This window comes from Bacillus cytotoxicus NVH 391-98 (assembly GCF_000017425.1).
GTDB lineage: Bacteria > Bacillota > Bacilli > Bacillales > Bacillaceae_G > Bacillus_A > Bacillus_A cytotoxicus.
Window position 1 is genome coordinate 2,150,470 of record NC_009674.1, and the last position, 21,238, is coordinate 2,171,707.

20 protein-coding genes, 2 pseudogenes and 1 riboswitch are annotated in these 21,238 nt (G+C 36.2%); of the genes and pseudogenes, 3 read left to right on the forward strand and 19 right to left on the reverse strand.

All coding sequences use genetic code 11. From position 1 onward, the window contains the following. Positions 1-21: 21 nt before the first annotated feature. The 4 genes from BCER98_RS10475 to BCER98_RS10490 all read right to left on the reverse strand — a co-directional run bounded on the left by BCER98_RS10475 (position 22) and on the right by BCER98_RS10490 (position 2,858). On the reverse strand, positions 22-225 hold the full coding sequence (locus BCER98_RS10475) for a hypothetical protein (RefSeq protein ID WP_041809796.1): 204 nt from the start codon (positions 223-225) through the stop codon (positions 22-24). A 130-nt stretch (positions 226-355) separates the two neighbouring features. Next, positions 356-1,096: a metallophosphoesterase family protein gene (locus BCER98_RS10480; RefSeq protein WP_012094510.1), complete on the reverse strand. Its 741-nt coding sequence runs from the start codon at positions 1,094-1,096 to the stop codon at positions 356-358. A 14-nt stretch (positions 1,097-1,110) separates the two neighbouring features. Further along, positions 1,111-1,992 (reverse strand): aminoglycoside phosphotransferase family protein, encoded by an 882-nt coding sequence (locus BCER98_RS10485; RefSeq protein WP_237701333.1) that lies wholly within the window; start codon positions 1,990-1,992, stop codon positions 1,111-1,113. 62 nt (positions 1,993-2,054) lie between these two features. Continuing rightward, the gene (locus BCER98_RS10490) at positions 2,055-2,858 is read right to left on the reverse strand and encodes a VOC family protein (protein WP_012094511.1); all 804 of its coding nucleotides are present in this window, start codon (positions 2,856-2,858) and stop codon (positions 2,055-2,057) included. 210 nt (positions 2,859-3,068) lie between these two features. On the opposite strand from BCER98_RS10490, the gene BCER98_RS10495 reads away from it, so the two are divergent. Beyond that, positions 3,069-3,968 (forward strand): sulfite exporter TauE/SafE family protein, encoded by a 900-nt coding sequence (locus BCER98_RS10495; RefSeq protein ID WP_012094512.1) that lies wholly within the window; start codon positions 3,069-3,071, stop codon positions 3,966-3,968. A 106-nt stretch (positions 3,969-4,074) separates the two neighbouring features. Here the strand turns inward: BCER98_RS10495 and BCER98_RS23710 are convergent, their stop codons facing one another. Beyond that, positions 4,075-4,248 carry a GNAT family N-acetyltransferase gene (locus BCER98_RS23710; protein WP_087098814.1) on the reverse strand — a complete coding sequence of 58 codons (174 nt, stop codon included), beginning with the start codon at positions 4,246-4,248 and terminating at the stop codon, positions 4,075-4,077. 541 nt (positions 4,249-4,789) lie between these two features. Continuing rightward, positions 4,790-4,982: riboswitch (Lysine riboswitch) on the forward strand. 104 nt (positions 4,983-5,086) lie between these two features. Here BCER98_RS23710 and BCER98_RS10500 point away from each other — a divergent pair. Together BCER98_RS10500 and BCER98_RS10510 are read left to right on the forward strand one after the other, a co-directional pair. Further along, positions 5,087-6,553 carry an amino acid permease gene (locus BCER98_RS10500; RefSeq protein ID WP_012094513.1) on the forward strand — a complete coding sequence of 489 codons (1,467 nt, stop codon included), beginning with the start codon at positions 5,087-5,089 and terminating at the stop codon, positions 6,551-6,553. 1,098 nt (positions 6,554-7,651) lie between these two features. Beyond that, positions 7,652-8,251, forward strand: a complete 600-nt coding sequence (locus BCER98_RS10510; RefSeq protein WP_012094515.1) for an undecaprenyl-diphosphatase — start codon at positions 7,652-7,654, stop codon at positions 8,249-8,251. A gap of 340 nt (positions 8,252-8,591) precedes the next feature. Here the strand turns inward: BCER98_RS10510 and BCER98_RS23070 are convergent. From BCER98_RS23070 to BCER98_RS10585, 14 genes and pseudogenes are all read right to left on the reverse strand, one after another. After that, positions 8,592-8,940 (reverse strand): annotated as a pseudogene (locus BCER98_RS23070) (Tn3 family transposase); the annotation flags it as partial. Positions 8,941-8,987: 47 nt separating this feature from the next. Beyond that, a complete protein-coding gene (locus tag BCER98_RS10520) occupies positions 8,988-9,704 on the reverse strand; it encodes an NAD-dependent protein deacylase (protein WP_012094516.1) in 717 nt (238 codons plus the stop codon). A 52-nt stretch (positions 9,705-9,756) separates the two neighbouring features. Continuing rightward, a complete protein-coding gene (pcp, locus tag BCER98_RS10525) occupies positions 9,757-10,404 on the reverse strand; it encodes a pyroglutamyl-peptidase I (protein ID WP_012094517.1) in 648 nt (215 codons plus the stop codon). Between the two features lie 15 nt (positions 10,405-10,419). Beyond that, entirely contained in the window at positions 10,420-11,382 is a 963-nt protein-coding gene (locus tag BCER98_RS10530; protein WP_012094518.1) for a DUF979 domain-containing protein, read from the reverse strand. Between the two features lies 1 nt (position 11,383). Continuing rightward, positions 11,384-12,080, reverse strand: a pseudogene (locus BCER98_RS10535) (DUF969 domain-containing protein). 18 nt (positions 12,081-12,098) lie between these two features. Continuing rightward, positions 12,099-12,857 (reverse strand): 5-oxoprolinase subunit PxpA, encoded by a 759-nt coding sequence (pxpA, locus tag BCER98_RS10540; protein WP_012094519.1) that lies wholly within the window; start codon positions 12,855-12,857, stop codon positions 12,099-12,101. Positions 12,858-12,872: 15 nt separating this feature from the next. Further along, positions 12,873-13,862, reverse strand: coding sequence for a 5-oxoprolinase subunit C family protein (locus BCER98_RS10545; RefSeq protein WP_012094520.1), 990 nt, complete (start codon positions 13,860-13,862; stop codon positions 12,873-12,875). Positions 13,863-13,864: 2 nt separating this feature from the next. Continuing rightward, positions 13,865-14,566 carry a 5-oxoprolinase subunit PxpB gene (gene pxpB / locus BCER98_RS10550; RefSeq protein ID WP_012094521.1) on the reverse strand — a complete coding sequence of 234 codons (702 nt, stop codon included), beginning with the start codon at positions 14,564-14,566 and terminating at the stop codon, positions 13,865-13,867. Then, a complete protein-coding gene (locus BCER98_RS10555; protein ID WP_012094522.1) occupies positions 14,566-15,333 on the reverse strand; it encodes an IclR family transcriptional regulator in 768 nt (255 codons plus the stop codon). The genes pxpB and BCER98_RS10555 overlap by 1 nt, the downstream gene beginning before the upstream one ends. 182 nt (positions 15,334-15,515) lie before the next feature. Then, positions 15,516-16,076 carry a signal peptidase I gene (gene lepB / locus BCER98_RS10560; protein WP_012094523.1) on the reverse strand — a complete coding sequence of 187 codons (561 nt, stop codon included), beginning with the start codon at positions 16,074-16,076 and terminating at the stop codon, positions 15,516-15,518. A 21-nt stretch (positions 16,077-16,097) separates the two neighbouring features. Next, positions 16,098-16,775, reverse strand: coding sequence for a copper homeostasis protein CutC (locus BCER98_RS10565; protein ID WP_012094524.1), 678 nt, complete (start codon positions 16,773-16,775; stop codon positions 16,098-16,100). 273 nt (positions 16,776-17,048) lie between these two features. Next, positions 17,049-18,203 carry an acyl-CoA dehydrogenase family protein gene (locus tag BCER98_RS10570; protein ID WP_012094525.1) on the reverse strand — a complete coding sequence of 385 codons (1,155 nt, stop codon included), beginning with the start codon at positions 18,201-18,203 and terminating at the stop codon, positions 17,049-17,051. Between the two features lie 349 nt (positions 18,204-18,552). After that, complete coding sequence (locus tag BCER98_RS10575) at positions 18,553-19,182, reverse strand: YdcF family protein (RefSeq protein ID WP_012094526.1); 630 nt, start codon at positions 19,180-19,182, stop codon at positions 18,553-18,555. A gap of 674 nt (positions 19,183-19,856) precedes the next feature. Next, positions 19,857-21,185 carry a YjiH family protein gene (locus BCER98_RS10585; protein ID WP_012094528.1) on the reverse strand — a complete coding sequence of 443 codons (1,329 nt, stop codon included), beginning with the start codon at positions 21,183-21,185 and terminating at the stop codon, positions 19,857-19,859. Positions 21,186-21,238 lie beyond the last annotated feature (53 nt).

The following is a 21,238-nucleotide window of genomic DNA, read 5'->3' on the forward strand; positions in this document are numbered from 1 at the left end:
AATTCCTTGCGCCTTTTCTATTTATAGCTTATTTCCCCATATTTGTTTAAAAGATTTCACATATAGGAGAGCAAGCACAGATTGAATCATAATAAATAATGATGCGGTTATCATTTTTACATTCTGATCGAATACGCCCAATACTCCCATTGTTAAACCAATCAACAGAAAAACTACACTAAACGGTGGTGTAATTTTCATTAATATCCCAAACTTTTTGTTCATACTATTCCTCCCTTTCCCCATAATCTTTTCAACAACTATATGTATTCATTATAATTTATATACCAAAAGCTGTATATTAATATATCAAAATAGAACTTTCTCTTACAAGCCCTTACGTGACTGTATGAATCTATTTTTTTAATCCGCGATATTGAGCTGTCGTCAATTCTTGTATATAAGCATCAATTTCTGGCATATTACATTCTTTCGCTATTTGTATCGCAAGTTCAATGTTATATGGGAGGCGGACAAGTTGAATCGAAAAACTCGCCGGCTCTTTTTGATCATATATACCTTCAAAGATTAAATAAGAAGATTGTGTAATCTCAAGTGGATTTCCTACACTCCCAGCATTACATAATGTTTTTCCTTTAAAGTTTTGCACAAACGCTTGGTGGACATCTCCATAGCAAACAATATCTGGCTTTCTATCACCTTCTATATTTTGTGTCACATGACTATTTTCAAACATACTCATCCGCTCTTCTCTTGTAGCATGTGGCTGAATTCTTTCATATACACTTCTAGGCGAAGCATGAAACATCCGAATCAATTTTCCGCTCATCATAAATTCTATTGAAAACGGCAGTTCTCTTAAATAATCCATTTGTTCTTCTGAAAGCTGATTTTGATGCCACTTTAATGTTTCAAATTCAGTCGGCTTTGTGATGAAGTCATCCCAGTTTCCCATTACAACTTGCTCGCATTCTTTACGAACAATATCAATGACATCGCTAGACTGCGGCCCTTTCCCTACTAAGTCACCTAAACAAAAAATTCGCTCTATCCCTCTTAATTTTATATCTTCAAGAACTGTCTCTAACGCAGGAATATTGCCGTGAATATCTGAAATAATTGCTATTTTATCCATACGTACACCTCCTGTTATTCTATATTTATTAAAGGTTTATACCAATTTGGAATATACGATGTAAAACCATTATGCTCTTCTACAATTCTTCTTAACCTTATTTTCATTTTCTCTACTAAGTTAGGTGTGATTCGATGTGTCCACACAATATCTGCGGGAAAAATCATTGCTGCGTACAAGGCATATAACTTCCAAAAATGAAGCGGTGGTTCACCCTCGCAATATCCGTGAATTTGTCCAACTGCAAATGGTACACTCGTATCGACTGTAAACAAAGGTAATTTATAAAAATCATGAATTGGATCTCCAAAATCAAATCTTGCAAAGTCAATAACAGCACGAAACTCATTACGATAAAACATAAGATTCGCTGGGTGAAAGTCGTCATGTAAAAATACAACCGGACGGTCTTGTAATAGATGTTTATGAGTTTCTACAAAAGTTAACACTTGTTTTATATCAATAAAATCCGTCTCATATTCTTCTAATGCTTGCAAGTATTTCTTATATTTATTCCATCGTAACGTTTTCCAAGATTCTTCTACATTCTTTTCCTTCACAGTATGAATTGCCTTTAATACTTCTCCCGCTCTTTTTCCAGCTATGTATTGCTCTTTCTTAGTCAATTTAGCAAGTATATCTTTTCCATCTTCTCCTTCCATCCATTCAAACACTTGTACACATTGATTGCATGAATCAAGATTTACAACATGAAGTAGTTTAGGCATTGGTATCGCTAATAATTCCAAACGACTCATATATCCGTATTCTTCCTCTTTACGTTTACGAGCTACACGATCACATACTTTTATAAAATAACGCTCACGGTTTTCTAGTTCAATTTTATACTTTTGATCTGGCGAAAACCCTTTTGAAATAACGGTACACTTTACGATATGAGATCAATTTAATCGTTTTTCTAATTCAGTTAAAACTTCTTGCACATCGATTCCTCTGCTTAATAGATGTATACACTACCTAACACTTGTTTTTTACTCTTAAGATGATGCGTTCCTTGTAATTCCACCGCAAAAGGATATTCCCCATTTTGTTCTAACTGTTCCTGTATAATCCCTTCACCGATTGGCTCACAAAATTGAATCGTTACATTTCCAAGAAATACACTTTGACAAATCGCATTCCATTCTTTATAAACTTGAGGAGAATTTACTTGTACTTCCAATAGCTCCTTCCATCGTTCCACGGTTTCACATACATTTTTCACAGTATAGTATATAGTTTGCATTTCTTTTACATCATTACGATGTGGTGCAATGACGCCACATTGTTGTAAATCTCTCCTTCTATCTGTATCACATTCTTCCCATTGTATAAAGAACGGTAATTTCGGACTACTTTCTTCCTGCTCCACAAATAACATTTTCCATTCTATGAGATGTTCATCATTTCTCATTCGTTTACCTTCGAATGGTCCTTTCACTTGTATGCCTTTTTCTACGAATTTTGTAGCTAATTCTTCAATACGATTTGTACGAAGCGCAATTTGGAGCATTCCTTCTCCATTTTGTAGTTTCTCCACAGTCTCCTGAACGAGTGGATTATCCGCTTGCTTTGCTTGTTCCTCATCCCTAACTGCTAAAAATTCAATATACGATAAATCAAAATAACTTAAACTATTCCATGTTCCCCAGTTCGTATGTTCTCCGCCTTGTACTGTATGAAATCCGAGTTCCTTCATTTGTCTTTCCGCTTCTTTTGGTGTACACCGAACAGCATGAACAAGATGATCAAATGCTAACATGCTTTTCCCTCCTCTCATCTACATCTTTTTATTATATAATCATTCCGTTATTTCAATCAATTCAAAAAACTTTTCAAAACCTAGTTGATTTATGGTTTTAATATGCATTATAATAATTAAAAATTTATATTATGCTGATTGGAAAAACCAAAGGCTCTTTTCTCACTTGAGAAAAGAGCCTTTTTATTTATTATTACAGGGGGATTATATATGCAGAAATTAATTGTCTTTGCTATTATTGGTTTTTTTGCTCAACTCATTGATGGAGCACTTGGAATGGCGTACGGGGTCACATCTACCTCATTATTATTAATGTTTGGAATCGCACCAGCCGTTGCCTCTGCTTCTGTTCATTTAGCTGAAGTGGTCACAACAGCCGCATCTGGATTTTCTCATGCACGCTTTGGAAATGTCGATAAATATACTGTTTCAAGGCTTACATTACCAGGGGCAATCGGCGCTTTTGTCGGAGCTTGTTTTTTAAGCAATTTACCTGGTGACGTAATTAAACCATACATTTCTTTATTTTTATTCTCTTTAGGTGTCTATATTTTATTACGATTTATTATTCAAAAACAAATTGTTACATCTAATACACGTATGTCTAGCAAACAACTGATTCCTCTCGGTTTATTTGCGGGATTCATTGACTCAACTGGCGGCGGGGGCTGGGGCCCTATCACTACACCAGTACTTCTCGCGCGTGGGAATGAAGCAAGAAAAGTGATTGGTTCTGTAGATACGAGCGAATTTCCTGTCGCATTAGCAGCGACAATTGGTTTTTTTATTTCTTTAGGATGGGAACAAGTAAGCTGGATTTGGGTATTCGCTTTAATGCTAGGTGGGATTATTGCCGCTCCGATTGCAGCATGGTTAGTTCGAATTGTACCGTCTCATTTACTTGGCGTACTTGTTGGTGGATTGATTATCTTCACAAATATTCGAACACTTCTTACAGCACTCCAAGTAGATCCAACGATTATTACACTTTCTTATATCGCTGTAGGACTTATCATTATTATCGCTCTATTTTTATCTATTCGTAACCACTCCCAGTTAACAAAGCAAAGCGTTAACTATCCAACTGACCAAAAACAAATATTACCTTAATATCAAAAGCATGATACCGCTTAAAGGATCATGCTTTTTTATCTATTCTACGCTATCTTAATTGTTGCTTTATCATCTTTTCCGTTTTGCCTACTTGTTTCGTATTTCATGTTTCCAGCACACGAATAGACTTGATGTTATTATGAAGTATTTTAGCTCGCATTGTTTCAACTTTTGAAGTCTGAAATGCCCAGAGAACCAGCACTTCAGCTGCTTCCGTTGCATATCTCTTGTTCCAACGTTCCTCAAGACCCCCTATCCAATTTCCACTTCTTTCTATCTATTTGGTGCGCCTTTAAATCCAATGTCACCAATCATCACACCATCGCTTTTTCGAACAACAAACTAACTTCCTCAATACAACAAAGAAGCATCTTCTTTTAATTTCCGCACATAATTTTCAATATGTGATCCGTTATCGTATCTTTGTTCAGCCGTAATATAAAGCGTTTCTCCTGTACATGGTATAATCTGTTTGTTGCTAAACGCATTCCCCTTCCTTCAATACGCTTTTTAAAAGTCCATCAATAAATAATGAATGTTCATTTAACATTACATATCTCGTTACATTTTGTCTTTTTCTGAATTTTCTTTTAATTTTTAAAGGATTTTCTCTTCTTTTTTGCGAAACATTTGTATAACAACTTTTTTATCATTCTATTTACATACAAAATAGGTTCGGGCGGAGTTTTGAAAACGTTTCCGATGTAATAACCAACTTTTTTGATCCTTTCCTACAAAAATCCCTTGCAATATTTTCAAAAAGTCATTACAATTGCCATATATTAAAAATCATAACAATAAACAAATCCTCATCAATCCGATGAGGTAGAGGTTGCGGCTTTTAAGAGTAAAGCGGATGAGACACAGAGAATGTCTATGACCCCGTTTGAAAGGAAAAGTTGCCGAAGTTTATATTTCTTCTCTGGGAATATAAGTTGGGGCTGTCTCCGAATAGGAACAGAACTGTCACGTTTACAAAATACCGTGTAAACGTGGGGTGCTATCTTAACGGAAGGGTATGATGGGGTGGTTATTTTGAAACGTTCCGCCAAAGTCCTTTGGCGTTTTTTTATATTCCCCCGCTCCTTCCTATCTTAAAAAAAGGAGTGTTACACATGAATAACATAGCAGATCAAGCTACCTCTAAAACGCAACAATCCACACAAAATCAAGGTGAACTGAGACGAGGTCTGAAATCGCGTCACCTTACAATGATTTCTCTCGGCGGTACAATTGGTACTGGTTTATTTCTTGCCAGCGGTGGTGTTATTCACTCAGCTGGTCCTGGCGGTGCACTTGTCGCATATGTCGCAATTGGAATTATGGTTTATTTTTTAATGACAAGCTTAGCTGAATTAGCAGCATATATGCCTGTCGCTGGGTCTTTTAGCACATACGCAACAAAATTCGTTGATCCATCACTCGGATTTGCACTTGGCTGGAATTATTGGTATAACTGGGCAATCACAATTGCAGCAGAGCTTGCTGCTGTGACATTAATTATGAAATTTTGGTTTCCAAATACTCCTTCTCTTATTTGGAGTGCCATTTGTTTAGCTATTATGTTTCTTTTAAACTATTTATCTGTTAAAGGATTTGGCGAAGCGGAATATTGGTTTGCACTCATTAAAGTAGCAACTGTTATTCTCTTTTTAATTGTTGGATTTATGATGATTTTCGGCATTATGGGCGGAGAGCCAGTCGGTTTTAAAAATTTCACAGTTGCAGATGCACCATTTAGCGGCGGCATTATGGCTATTATCGGTGTCTTTATGGCAGCTGGATTCTCATTCCAAGGAACTGAATTATTAGGTGTAGCCGCAGGCGAAACTTCTGATCCAGAGCGCAGCATTCCAAAAGCAATTCGTTCTATCTTTTGGCGCATTTTACTATTTTATATTTTTGCTATTCTTGTAATCGGATTATTGATTCCTTATACAACAGATAGTCTTGCTGCAAGCGATGTTACCGTGAGTCCATTTACACTTGTATTTGAAAAAGCTGGTGTCGCTTTCGCTGCTTCTGTTATGAATGCTGTTATTTTAACTGCTGTTCTATCTGCTGGAAACTCTGGAATGTATGCTTCTACTCGTATGCTTTGGGATTTAGCTCGTCAAGGAAAAGCACCGAAGTTTTTAGGAAAACTAAATAAACGTGGTGTACCAGTAAATGCTTTAATCGCTACATCATTAGTTGGTAGCGCAGCATTCTTAGCTTCATTATTCGGAGATGGTATTGTATACGTTTGGTTATTAAACGCATCTGGAATGTCCGGCTTTATTGCTTGGATCGGAATCGCTATTAGTCACTACCGCTTCCGTAAAGCATATATTGCCCAAGGAAAAGACTTAAATGATTTACCGTATAAAGCAAAATGGTTCCCATTTGGTCCAATCTTCGCCTTTACACTTTGCCTAATCGTTATTTTGGGACAAAACTATGGCGCATTTATGGGGGAATCTATCGATTGGAACGGTGTACTCGTTTCCTATATTGGACTTCCACTCTTCCTTATCATTTGGCTTGGTTATAAATTTGTAAAGAAAACTAAAATCGTTCCACTTGATAAATGTGAACTATAATAAATGCATACCAGCAAGCATACTTATGTTTGCTGGTATTTTTCCTCTCTTCCCCTCGCCTTTCTTTTAATGATTTTCATTTACAGGATATACTTATTTCTTGTCAAATAGCGTATTCTAAATAATTTTTAAATCAATAATTCGTTATACCTCTCTTCCCATTTCATATGTTTTATTTAAACATACTTCTTAAAATACAAAAAACTTTTTCCCTCTTAATAAAAGGGGCCTGATGTCAAAACGCGGAAATCGTACGTCTCAAGACCGAAATTCAAAGAAACCTAAAATATAAGAGTCCTAACATATTATATATGACTAGTATGTTAGGCTTTTTTATTTTTGGACCTGAGTTTGCGTAATATTTTTTATCCCGCATTAACGGTCGTTTTGAGTACTTCCCTTAATTCTTTGTAGGTTTAAATTAAAGCTCGATCAAAAACGTGTATTAGAAATATAGAATTTTTCTTATTGAATTAACAGCGGATAGGTGTCTGCAAATACATTATATCAATCAGAAGTTGCTTACAAAGAAATATGTGATTCTAAAATTGTTGCGGAACTAGCCATTGTATACCGAAAGACGAATATAAACCCAGAGTTACAAGAGTTTTTGAAAATAGCGAAAGGTAAGGTGATGAACACATTTACAAAATGACAAAGCTGTAAGAATACACGAATGTATGTAAGAAAGTTCGATGTTTTCCTTTTTCTTTTTTTATTATAGTGAAAAAGAAGAAATAAGAAGGAGATGTCATACTCATGGTGATACCTATTTTTATGAAAGTAAAAAAGTATGGGAGAGGAAGGAAGATGACGTTTTCTCAGCTCGCATTTAAAAACGTTAGTCGAAATATACGTACGTATGCCGCTTATTTTTTTAAGTGAAAACGTCATGTTAGAGGAAGAAACAGTACATTCACATAGTTAAGAAATAATTAAGAAGTAGTTAAGTCCCATTTAAACCTCTTTTCCTATAATAAAATTATAAGCGTACAAGAAGGTTGGTATTTTTAGATGGATACAATAATCAAAACTATTCATGTAATGAAGGGATAGAGCAATTGGTTAAACACCTTACTATAAAGGAGGGATTTGAAAATGTCTTTTTCTCAATTCAATATTGATATTTTTCGAGCAATTAATGATTTAGGTAAACAATATTCATTCCTAAACTCAGCCATGGTATTTTTGGCAGAATATATGGTATATATTTTTGGTTTAATTATTATAGCTTATTGGTTTACCGGGGTCAGAAAAAGTAGGATGATGGTTATTCAAGCGATGGTTGCTTTTGTGATTGCTGAGGTGATTGGAAAAATAGCAGGGAAATTTCATTTGAATTATCAACCGTTTGCAGTATTGCCTAATGTTAATAAACTTGTCGACCATGCTGTAGATAATTCATTCCCTAGTGACCATACGATTCTCTTTTTTTCGATTTGTTTTTCGTTTTGGCTTGTTCGTAAAAAGACTGGATGGTTATGGCTTATCCTTGCATTTTGTGTAGCGATTTCTCGTATTTGGGTAGGAGTTCATTATCCTTTTGATGTTGCAATAGGGTCTTTAATAGGATGTGTTTCAGCGTTATTTTCGTATTGGTTAGTACCAAAATCTTCTTTTATCAAACAATTTCTTACTCTATATGAAAGAATAGAGAAACATGTTTTGCCATCAAAAAACAAATCAAAGGAATTTTGAGTATACAAGTATAAAAGTTAGCGTGAAAAAAACAGATGCTAACGACCTATATATGGAGTGTATTCATGTTGCAGCTATTGCTGAACAAATTAAAGAGCAACAACGAATGAAGAAGGCTTCTTCATTTTGTGTGTTTGTGGATGTGATAAGCGTCCTAGTTTTAGGCAGTGTTGCGGTTCTCTTTCGTTACTTTTTTTCGGCACTCTACAGCTAGATGATATTACTGACACGTACAAGTTATCAACAATCTTTATGTTGAAAGAATCTTAGCATACGCTAAGGTATCTTTTGAGAGATAACCCCCTGATTTCCTTACGATAAGCAGGAAATCAGGGCATTTTTATATCCTAATGAATGAGGGGGTGCTGACAGCAGCAAGGTTGTATGCACCTAGAAAATTAATATGCTCCCAGCCATTGTGATATGAGGAAGCAACTCTTCTCGGTATTCACCAATCTTCTTCATATGTTCAATAACTTGAGGCAGATACACAGTATTCTAGATGCTGATTACATAGATTATTTTTAATACGCTGGCACGCTGCAACTGGCCTTGTATTGTTCGTTCTCGAAATTCACCTTGTTTTCCGCACGTGCGAATGCATTCGTAACTTCTCCTCCATTTAATCTCCTTTGAATTCATCGGCGTAAGATTTCGCTAGAAAGATAGATGAGATATTCTACTGTTTTCACTTCGTCTATTAATTTTGCTTTTGAAAAAGGAGTGCGTGAATTTTTTACATTCTCTTTGCAAAGTCACCAATCTTAAGCTGAAATACATAATCGAAATGATGTTCTTGCCCCGTTAATTCCTCGTTTACTAAAATGGTTGTTGCTCCTACTTCTCTCTTTGCAATTTGCGGAAATGATGCAACTGGTTGTACTTTTAAGGACGTTCCCATAACTAATAATACATCCGTTTCATATAAACGTTGAAGTGCATTTTGATATTGTGGCAGTGTATCGCCATATAAAACAACATCTGGATTTAAAATAAAATTACACATTTCACAGCGCGGTACTTCATGATGAATCATATATTGTAAATCGTATTTCGTTTTACATTTCGGACAATGCGCTGTTTGCAATGTTCCATGTAAATCGATTACATGTTTACTACCACCTAATTGGTGTAAGCCATCAATATTTTGTGTTAATATAGTCACATCTTTTCCTTCTTCTTCTAACTTTGCTAAAAATATATGTCCACGATTCGGCTTATATTGATGAAATGTACGAATTTGAAAAATCTCTTTATAATGTTTCCAAAATTCTTTCGGATCGCGATTATAATATCCCCTCGATAAATACATTTCTACTTTTGCATCCGCATATAATCCATTTGCTGAGCGAAAATCAGGTATTCCACTTTCTGTACTTGCACCTGCGCCAGTTAATACCGTTATTTTCTTTGCATTTTCTAGAATGGAGCGAACTTCTTCGTATTGTTGCATAACTCTCACCTCTATGTAGATTTCTTTCTACATTATACCAGTTATCATTGTCTTAATGTGTAGTTCCCCCACACTCTACAATATCTTTTTCCACTTGTAATGCAACTTCAATTAATAATTGGATACCCGCTATAATCGTAGAAAGCGACATGCTTGGCTGATTAGCATGAAGACTAGCTTGCTCAGGAAGAAATGGAATATGTACAAAGCCACCGCGCGTACTTTTATTCTTTATCGCTAATCGATGCATCAGTCCATAGAAAAGGTGGTTACAAACAAAAGTACCAGCAGTTTGTGATACAGAAGCTGGTATTCCTTCCTCCCGAAGTTTCTTTACAATCGCCTTTATAGGAAGTGTCGACCAATATGCAACAGGCCCATCTTCTATAATTGGAACATCGATTGGTTGATAATTCTCATTATCTGGAATCCTTGCATCATCGACATTAATTGCAACACGCTCTACTGTTATATCAGCCCTTCCTCCAGCTTGTCCAATGCAAATGATTAGTTCTGGATTAAACTCATCTATATATGACTCTAGCTGTTCGATTGACTTATGAAATACTGTTGGAATCTGTTTGCTAATTACCTTATATCCATTTCCTTCTTTTTCATGTAATGCTTTGGCTACTTCCCACGCAGGATTGATTTTTTCTCCTCCAAAAGGGTCAAACCCTGTTAACAATACCGTTTTCATCTACAACACTCCCTATTAAAAGTGATATACAAGTCCGTACATAATTAACATATTGATTACAAAAATAGTAATAGCAATCGGTGCTTGTGCCTTAATGACTGCATTTTTATCTTTTAACTCTAATAACATTGCTGGGACAATATTAAAGTTGGCTGCCATTGGCGTTAACAATGTTCCACAATATCCTGCAAACATACCAAGTGCTGCCATAATAGCCGGATTACCGCCATGCATTTGAACGATTAAAGGCAGCCCTATTCCACCTGTAATTACAGCAAAAGCAGCAAAGGCATTTCCCATTACAACTGTAAATAACATCATCCCTAAACAATACGCCATCACAGCAATAAATGGATATTCTGTCGGCAACACTTGACCAACTAAATCAGAAACAACTTGTCCAACACCTGACTTTGAAAAAATCCCACCAAGCGCCGCTAACATTTGTGGCAAAATCACAGCCCAGCCGACAGCTTGTAATAGTCTACTTCCTTCTTGTACAGGCGCCGTCATTTTCGCCTTTGTAATTCCCATTGCCATAGCGAAAGCAAGCAATGCTCCTAATGCTAATGCAATTAATGTTACTTTTTCAGGGTCTACTAAAGACACATTTCCAAATTTCATTTTACCTAATGTCAATGTACCAACGATTGTAAAAATCGGGATTAAAATTGCTGGTAGAAAGATTTTATTTTTAAGTTTTTCTGCCTGTTTTACACGTTCTTCAGTAGGAGCTTCTTTCTCATTTGATTTCGTTACTTTATTGATAGATGCTAAAATAACCATCACTAACACCATACAACCAATGTAAAAAGGAGCGATTATTTTTCCAAATAGAAATGTAATAGAAAATAATGCCCAAAATAAACTAGAGCCAATCCGATTTGGATGCTGTTTATCAAATGCCACGCGAATAGCTATAAAAGCTACAATAAATCCTAACAAATAATAAATTGTATCTAGCGTAATAAGGCTCACTCTACATTACCTCCTTACTTGGTTGTTTTTCTTTTTTCATAACAACTGCAATTTGTTTATCAAACTGTCTAAATCGAACCCAACTGACAAAAAAGGCTGAAAGAGCCGTCGGAATTCCCCATAGTGCCATATCCCAAACACCTACATGCATTCCTACAGAGTCAAAAAAAACCTTTCATTAATAAAATAGCACCCGTTGCGATGAAAATATCTTCCCCAAAAAACCATGCTGTATTTTCCGCTGCCGCCGCATTCGCTTTAATTTTCTCTTTCAATGTTTCAGGAAGCTTTCCATATCGTCCTTGCGCAGCCCCTTCTGCCATCGGTGCAACTAAGGGTCTTACTGTTTGTGCATGCCCACCAATATTAAGACCTACTGCCGCTGAAGCTTCCCGAATGGTAAAATAGGACATAAGTACTCTCCCAGTTGTAGCTCCTTTCGATTTCGTAATCAATGCTTCTGCTCGTTCCTTTAACCCATATCGCTCTAATATACCGATCACCGGAAGAGTCAACAAAATAGGCATAGACATATATCTGTTCTCTATAAAAAATGTTCCAAACATGCTTATAACCTCATAAAAACTCATCCCCGACACCATACCTGTTACAACTCCTGCTACCATAACAACTAGCAATGTATTTAAGCGAAATAAAAATCCTACAGCAACAAGCAATATCCCTATTAACTTCACCATCTCTATCATCTCCTTGTATTATTTAGGTGCACAAACAAAAATACCATTTAGCCTAAATGTTCTGTATATTCTCTCCGCAAATTGCACAGCTTTCTCACCATCACCATGCAAACAAATCGTTTGTGGATGCATCGTAATAACCGTTCCATCCATAGCCTTTATCTTACCTTCTTGTACCATCTGTAACACTTGATGGATTGCCGTCTCTTCATTTTTAATCAGCGCATACTTCTCGGTACGGCTCGTTAATGTCCCATCGGGTTGATAGGTACGATCGGCAAAAGCTTCTTGTACAAGACGTAATTCGTATTTTTTTACAGCTTGTATAAATGCGCTATTGGCTAAGCCATACAAATATAACTTTGGATTTATATCATGAATGGCTCTTGCAATTGCTTCTGCAATTTCTAAGTTAGTAGCAGCCATATTATAGAGCGCGCCATGTGGTTTTACATGATGCATCTTTCCTCCCGCCGCTCTTACAAATCCATCTAACGCCCCTATTTGATATACAACATAGTTATATACTTCATCTGGTGACACTCCTATTATCCTTCTACCGAATCCAATTAAATCCGGAAAACCAGGGTGAGCACCTATCTCCACATCATGTTGCAATGCTTTTTCAACTGTTTGTCGCATAATAGATGGATCACCTGCATGAAAACCACATGCGATATTTACAGATGAAACAAACGGAAGAATGGCATCATCATTTCCAATTTGATATGCTCCAAATCCTTCTCCTAAATCACAATTTAAATCAATAGAAATCATTCCTCTCTTCCTCTCCTATTCTTGTAGATTGATAAACTTTTGTAATAGCCTTACATTTCTTTCTTGCTCTATGTAAAGCGCCGCTGCTTCTTCCATGGAAGTTTGGACAAATGTAACATAATCACTTGGCTTTAATTGTGCTAAAATAGGCAAGTCAACGGAAATAACATTTCCGATTCGCGGGTATCCACCCGTCGTTTGTCTATCAGCCATTAAAATAATAGGTTGTCCACCTGGTGGCACTTGAACCGTTCCAAATGTTACAGCGCTCGATAAAACCTCATAATCTTCTATTCTCTTTAAATGCTCACCTTTCAAACGATACCCCATGCGATCAGCATAAGGAGATACCTTATATTCCTTTGTAAAAAAGGAGGCCTGGCTTTCTTTACTAAATTCATTCCATTCAAAATCAGTTATAATGCGAATGACTGGATAACGACTATATTTTGGTAGTATATGTCTACATACTCCCCATTGCGTATATATTCTTTTTTCATCTAACAATTTCTCTATCATACAAGTTGCAACAGAGGAAGGGATTCCAATTTGTAACTGATCCCCTTCCTTTAGCGCTCTTCCTTCGATTCCTCCTATAGAAGCACGCACATATGTACTTTTGCTTCCCATACTGCATGCTACATCGATTCCACCTGCAAATGCAACATATGTTCTACACCCAAATTCCCCCCTCCTAAAGCAAAGCATACTTCCTTCTTTTGCTACAATCGGCCGCCATAATGGAATAGGCTCCCCATTTAATACAGCCCCTATATCCGCTCCCCCAATTGCAAGTAACGTTGTCTTTTTAATAAGCAGTTTTGGACCCATCATTGTAATTTCTAATCCTGCTTCATTCTCTTTATTCCCCACTAATATATTTGCAATTCGCAATGCCATCCGATCCATGGCACCGCCAACAGGAACACCATATTGTTGATAATGATATCTCCCTATATCTTGAACAGTTGTAAACATTCCAGCATGTAAAACCTCTACATTCATGTCTAATCTCCCTCTAAAGCTACATACTCTTCTTCTGTTATTGGGATAAATCGTAAATACATTCCACTTTGTACATATGTAGGCGGATTTTCATGTGGCTGAAATAAAGAAATAGGTGTTCGGCCAATAATATGCCAACCTCCTGGTGTTTCTAATGGATAGATGCCTGTTTGACTTCCGCCGATTCCGACCGAACCTGGTGCGATTTGTAAACATGGTGTTTCTTTTCTTGGTGTTTCTAGCTCGCTCGGTAACCCGCCCAAATATGGGAACCCCGGCGTAAAGCCTAGCATATAAACAAAATAAGTTACCTCGCTATGGATGCGGATTACATCCTCTACCTGCAAATTATGATATGCGGCAACATCTTCTAAATCCGGACCATATTGTCCACCGTAACAAACAGGTATGAAAATAGAATCCTCTACTTTTCTTATCGTCTTCTCACAACTTAAGAACAAATCACGGATATAATTACATATGTAGTCATATGGCATTGCATTGCTTTCATTATGTTTCCAAACTGTATACAAATCATAATAAACCGCTAAAGATGTAAAAGATGGTACACACTCAATCATTCCTATAAATGGCTTTTTGTTTAATAATTGAAATAACTTTTGCACTTTCTTATATACTTCTATACGAATTCTTTCTCCAAATGTCACAACTACTGCTTGATCTCCCAATGCTGAAAATTTCATCATGCCCCTTCTTTCTCTTCCCTCCAGCCAAGTTCTTTTGAAATATTTTGTGCGGTTTCTTGTATTTCTGTAATAAACTTCGGAATCGTTGTTTCGTTATACTCGATTGCTAATCCTGAGATACTAATTCCTGCCACTACTTCCCCATCAGCTGCCAATATTGGTGCTGCAATAGCCGCAGTATGATTTTCCAATTCAGAATAGCTTATTGTATACCCCTTATTCTTTGCAGCACGCAGCACTTCTAACAATCGCTCTTTATGAACGATTGTTCCATCTGCAAATCGTTCTAAATTCGTTTCCTCTATATATTTCTTTTGCTCTTCTTCTGAAAAATAAGACAATAAAATGCGTGGACATGCTCCAGCATATAAAGGTGCTCGTTTCCCGATTTCTGTATAGACTCGAACAGGCTTATCTCCATCTATCTTTTCAATATAAATCGCTTCATTGCCATCTTGAATAATTAAATTAACAGCTTGTCCAAGACGATTCCTTAGTCGTTTCATATGCGGTTTGGCAATATTTCGTACAGATAATCGCTTTGACACAAGTTGTCCAAAACGTAAAAATATAAAACCGAGCCGATAGCTTCCTCTCACTGTTTTCTGTAAAAATTCCATTTCTTCAAGCGATCCAATTAAACGATGCACCGTTGTCTTTGGCATTCCTGCAAGCTGAACCATCTCCGTTAATGTTAACTCTTCATGTTCATAAAATAATGCTAAAATATCCATGGTTTTTATCGCTGTTTTGTTTATACTCATCTTAACTCCCCTAAGTTCTGAAAAATGGAACTACAATCCCATCTTTCGAAATAAACGTATAATTTGAAATTATAAAACATTCTTTCAATTTATACAATATTTCTTGAAATTTCACAAAGATTACTCTCTGAATCTATTTCAGTAAAGCAAACAAAAAGCAGAAGTCAAAGACTCCTGCTTTTTTATAATGCTCTTATATGTTGCACTGGCCAAAAGACCGCTTCGCCTTTTCCGACAATTTCATCCTCCGAAATAAATCCAAACATACGACCATCTTTTGAAACTTTACGGTTATCCCCTAATACAAAAACTTGTCCTTTCGGCACTTTCGTTTTTCCTGTAATTTGTTCTAATGTAAAGTCAGGTGTTAATATTCCATTTGCTTTCTTTTTATACTTTGCCAAATATGGTTCATCAACTGGTTTTCCATTTACATATAAAACATCATTTTTATATTCAATTGTATCACCAGGTAAGCCAATTACTCGTTTCACTAAATCATAACCTTCTTTTCCATGGAAAATAACAATATCAAAACGCTCTAATCCTTTTATATTGTATCCAATTTTATTCACTAGAACACGTTCATTATTTTCTAAAGTTGGCATCATCGATTCACCTTGTACAAGTGAAGGAATAAATAAAACTTCTCGAATAATAAAAACAAGTCCTAATGTAATTGCTATTGTTTTAATCCATGAAATCAATTCTTTTTTTGTATCTTTCTTCTTATCTTTTTCCATTTTCTCGCTACTCTCCTATCATTATACTATTACATTTAATAGACTTCGAATTGCATTTTGATCAATTTCAGCAAAACAAGATTTTCCTTCGCGAGCAGCAGTACCTACGTGCACTTGCTTAATTCCTGTATCATGTAGCAATTTCTCGATATTTTCTCGCGTCACACCGCTACCAATAATTAGCTCGATCTCTTCCTCACTTGCTTTTTTCATTTCAGCAAGAACAGGAATATTTTCTACAATATATCCAGTACCACCAGAAGTTAAAATATGCGTAACTTTATCGAACTTTCGCAATATTTCTACCGCTCCTACTAGATCCTCTACCTCATCGATAGCACGGTGAAACGTTACATTTACTCCATCCACCACAGACAATAAGTCCGCTAGTTTCTCTTCGTCAATCTTGTTTTCTTCCGTTAGTACACCGAGTACAACCCCTGCTACCCCAAGGCTTTGTGCAATTTGAATATCTTCTTTCATTAATTCAATTTCTTCTTGTGTATATATAAATGATTTTGCATGAGGACGAATCATAACGTGAATAGGTATATTTACTGCCTCCACCGCCGCTTTTATCAATGCATAACTAGGCGTCAATCCACCTTCCGTATATGCTGCAATCAGTTCTATTCGATTTCCGCCAGCTTTTTCAATTCGTTTCACATCTTCTAGACAAGTTGCAATGACTTCCAGCATGAACATACCTCGTTTCGTACTTTTTCATTCCTATTATACAGGAGTACTATGCAGAAACATAGCTTTCTCTAATAAAACATCAAAATGATATTGCAAAAGAAAGATTTTTAAATCCTTATAATCAAAAAGGATGAATAATCGTAGCATATTAAACTAACTTCTTCCCACTACCTTTATGATACCATCATCCCTCATGTAAAAGTGCACTCTTAATAAAAGATAGCATCTAAAAAGGACAAATGTATTCCCCTTTTTAGATGCCTATTTTTTCTCTTATCCTATTGAGTGAAAAGCAGAATTAGCCATCAATGAGATTGTCACATCATCCATTGGTGGATTGTGTAATCCTGCCCTCACATTTAAATAATAACGGTGTAATGGATTTTTTTCTGATAAACTTTTCGCACCAACAATGCGCATCGCTTTATCAACAACGGAAATTGCTGCATTCGTTGCAATATATTTCGCCGCTGCTAATTCTGCTTGTAAGGACTGCTTATCATCAACTTCATCATACTTTTTTGCTATTTGATATAGAAACATACGAGCTTGCATCAATTCAAGTTCTAACTCTCCTACTAATCTTCTAATATTGGGCAGTGAGCTGATTGGATGCTTTAAACTATTCGGTTGATACGATTCAGCAAACCGGAGCGCATAGTTCCGAGCAGCTTGTGCAATTCCTAAATAACATGCCGGTATATGAAGTAACCATCCCACTCCTTTTGGTTTTGATTGCGATCCTTTTATATCCGTAAAATATTTATCAGAAATTTCTACATTTCGCAATACGAGATCATGACTCGCTGTTCCCCGCATCGCAACACTATCCCATGTTTCTTCAATGGAAACACCTTTTTGTGCTCTTGGAACGACAAACTCTCCAATCTCCTCTCGTCCTTCAATACTTGCAGAAATAATGAAATAATCAAGCATTGGCGCCATCGTTGTAAATGTCTTTCTTCCGTTTATAATCCACTTTTCACCCTTTTTCACCGCTAACGTTTCTGGTCGCCCGCCACGTGTCGGACTTCCTGTCTTTCGTTCTGTTGCGGCTCGATTAAAAAGGGCCCCTTTCTTCACTTCCTCACAAAACCATGCGAACATATCCGGCTTCCAAGATTGATTTTCCGTAAGCTCTTTCACGATACCAAGATGCCATCCAATTGATAAAGCAGTCGCTCCATCTCCTTCTGCAATTTTCTCTTGATATAAAACAAAATCATAGAGCGAAATCTCTTGTCCCCCGCAGTCTTTCGGAAGCGTTAAAGTTGTATAACCGATATCTTTTAACTCGTTTATATTCTCAAACGGAAAAGAGCCTAATTCACGAAGTTCACACTCCCTTTCCTGAAACTTTGGAAGAAACTTCTGTATCTTTTCAATCCATAAAGATTGTTCTTCTGTTTCTACAAATGAAATTGTCATCTTACTATCCCCTTTATTTCGAGTTATTGAAACGAAAATTTCTATTCGTTGGCGAAAGTATACTCTTTCTTCTTTTTCTTATATGTAAATAATCAAAAAATCGTTTCTCTTTCTACCGTATACTATTCATAAAGTGAAACTTTAATCAGTGGGGGTTTTCTTCATCCCCCACTGATTATGAGCCCTCACCAATCGGGCTGCCCTAAAATAGCGGGATAAAAGTTCCATACTGTCATTCTCTCAATTACTATATGAAATCCCACAATCATTGTTACATTATTCCGATAAAAATACAATGTTTTAAAGCGATAAGAAAACTTCCCATCAAAAGATAGGAAATTCTCTCATACTACTCTCCTTTTAATGCACGTATCGGTAAAGAAGTCATGTAACCAATATAGGAGCATAATTCTTTAAAAAAGAAAGGAATCTCTGTATCTAGCGACTTATATGCTGACGTAGGTGTCGGGGACGCGTATGCATCCATCCCTATATGCTTGGCAATTTGCATCGCTCGCTTCATATGAAGAGGGTCACTTACAATCGTGTATGTTTGCAATCCATGCTCCATACCAACCTGTTTTGCATTTTTTAAATTATCTTCTGTAAAACGTGACTTTGTTTCAATTAAAATATCTTCGTCTTTTACATTACGTTTCAATGCGTACGCTTTCGCAGTACGAGCTTCTTCCAGTTCCGCTTCAAATTTTGTTCCACCTGTAAAAATAATTTTTTTAATATTACCGTTCTGATACAAGGAGATCGCATGGTTAATTCGTTCACGAAATACAGGAGATGGTTTTCCGTTCCAAGCAGCTGCTCCAAGTACAACAGCAGCATCTGTATCCACCTTATCTGTTTTAAATCGATAGCTCCAAATATCGTAAGCTGCATAACTTACAAAGAGAATCATAGAGCTAATCATAAGCAAGAATACTTGTAACACTCTTCTTTTTTTACTTTTCTTCTTTTGTTCCATTTGTACTAGCCTCCGCGCATCATCCATACTTCTAAAAAATATATGTAAATTATTTCATTTGAATTTATTTGAAAGAAGGCACTTTTTAGCCTATGTGCAGTAAAGGGTTTTCATTCAAATAGAGGATTGTTTATTCATTCTTATTTATGGAGCATTTTGCATATCAAACACTTACAAATTGTATTTCATACTACTCCATTGTAACGAATTTTTCTATAGAAGGGAATGATGAAACAAAAGTATCTAAAAGAAGATACCATTTTGTAAGAAAAAAGGTATACATTCTGCCTTTATGGCGTATATACTTTTGTATCATTATTGATATGCATGTAATTTTTGATGAAGCTGTTCTTTTATAAGCGGCATTCCCTCACAATGATACTATATACAACCGCATCTCTTACATAGCCATTTGATAGCTATCTTTCATTTCATAATATTCCCTCTTTAATAGCACGCTGCGCTTTTGTATTTCGTGCATTTGTCTTAATCTGTACGGCGTAGCCTTTTCAGTTCTTCAAAGGCGTATGCAATAAGAGAAACTTTAATCAATGAAGCTTTCCTTCCTCCTCACTGATAGTTAACTCTTAGCAGTTGGACTTTCCTAAAATAGCGAAAATATGTAAAACTCCCTTCAAATACTTTCAAAAGGCCCACTTTTGGTGAGCCTTTCGTTACAACAATATATAGGCAATTGGCGTAATAATGAGTACAGTTAAAATTGTTCTTTCTACGTATAAAATGATAAGTTCAGAAACCTTTAATGGAATATCTGTAGATAAAATACAAGGAATTGAAGCTGAGAAAAAGAGAATAGAAGATACCGAGACCACTGCGATAACAAATTTCGTGACGAGCGGTGCACTCGTTACGAGCAAAGATGGCAAAAACATTTCAGCGATTCCAACAGAAGCTGATTTCGCCGCCAAATCAGCTTCTGGAACTTGCATCAATAACATAAATGGATAAAATATATAGCTAATCCAATCAAACACTGGTGTATATTTTGCTAATAAGATTCCGATTAATCCAACAGACATAATAGATGGTAAAATTCCCATTGTCATAATGAACCCATCTTTTAAATTGATTGCAATATTTTTCAGTAGACTCGGTGCTGATTTCGAAACTTCCAGCGCATCTTCCCAAGCGCGTGCAAACATCCTTTCCTTATAAATCGGCTCTGGAAATCCTTCTTTTGTAATATATGTATCTGGTTTTGTTCGAAGTGGTGGGATTCTGACTGTGATAGCGGTTACAATAAATGTTACGATAAGCGTGGTCCAAAAATATAAATTCCATATGTACATAATATTTAATGTTTTTGCAATGATGATCATAAATGTGGCAGATACAGTTGAAAAACCAGTTGCGATAATCGCCGCTTCCTTTATCGTATACTTTCCTTCTTTAAAAACACGATTCGTAATGAGAAGAGCGAGCGAATAGCTTCCGACAAAAGAAGCAACCGCATCAATCGCAGAGCGCCCTGGTGTCTTCCATAATGGCCTCATAATTGGTCGGCAAAACGTACCGATGAATTCAAGTAAGCCATATCCTACTAATAGTGCTAAAAATGCCGAACCGATTGGAACAAGTAAACTTACTGATATAACTAACTTCTCATACAAAAATGGGCCTACATCCGGCGCAAAAAACCAAGTTGGTCCGACTTTCAAACAATATAATGCCCCAAATACAACTCCAATCACTTTCAAAAAAGAAAAACAAATATCCACAAATGATGCCTTCCATTTCTTCGTGTAAAAAGGATAAATCGCACCAATTACCATTACACCGAAAGCGTAGTACGGTACAGCTAATGAAGCGGCTGATCGAATCCATGATACAATATGGTCAATCATAATAGATGAAGTACCATTCATTGTTACAGGCACAAAAAACATAAATACTCCCACAAAACTAGCAAAAATAAAACGAACAATAATTCCTTTCCCTACACCAGCTTTTAAGACTTTGTTTTCTAATTCCATTTGCCCCATTTCTCTTACACCTCCTAGTTTTCTAAATATTCTGCATAAACATTTTATATTCC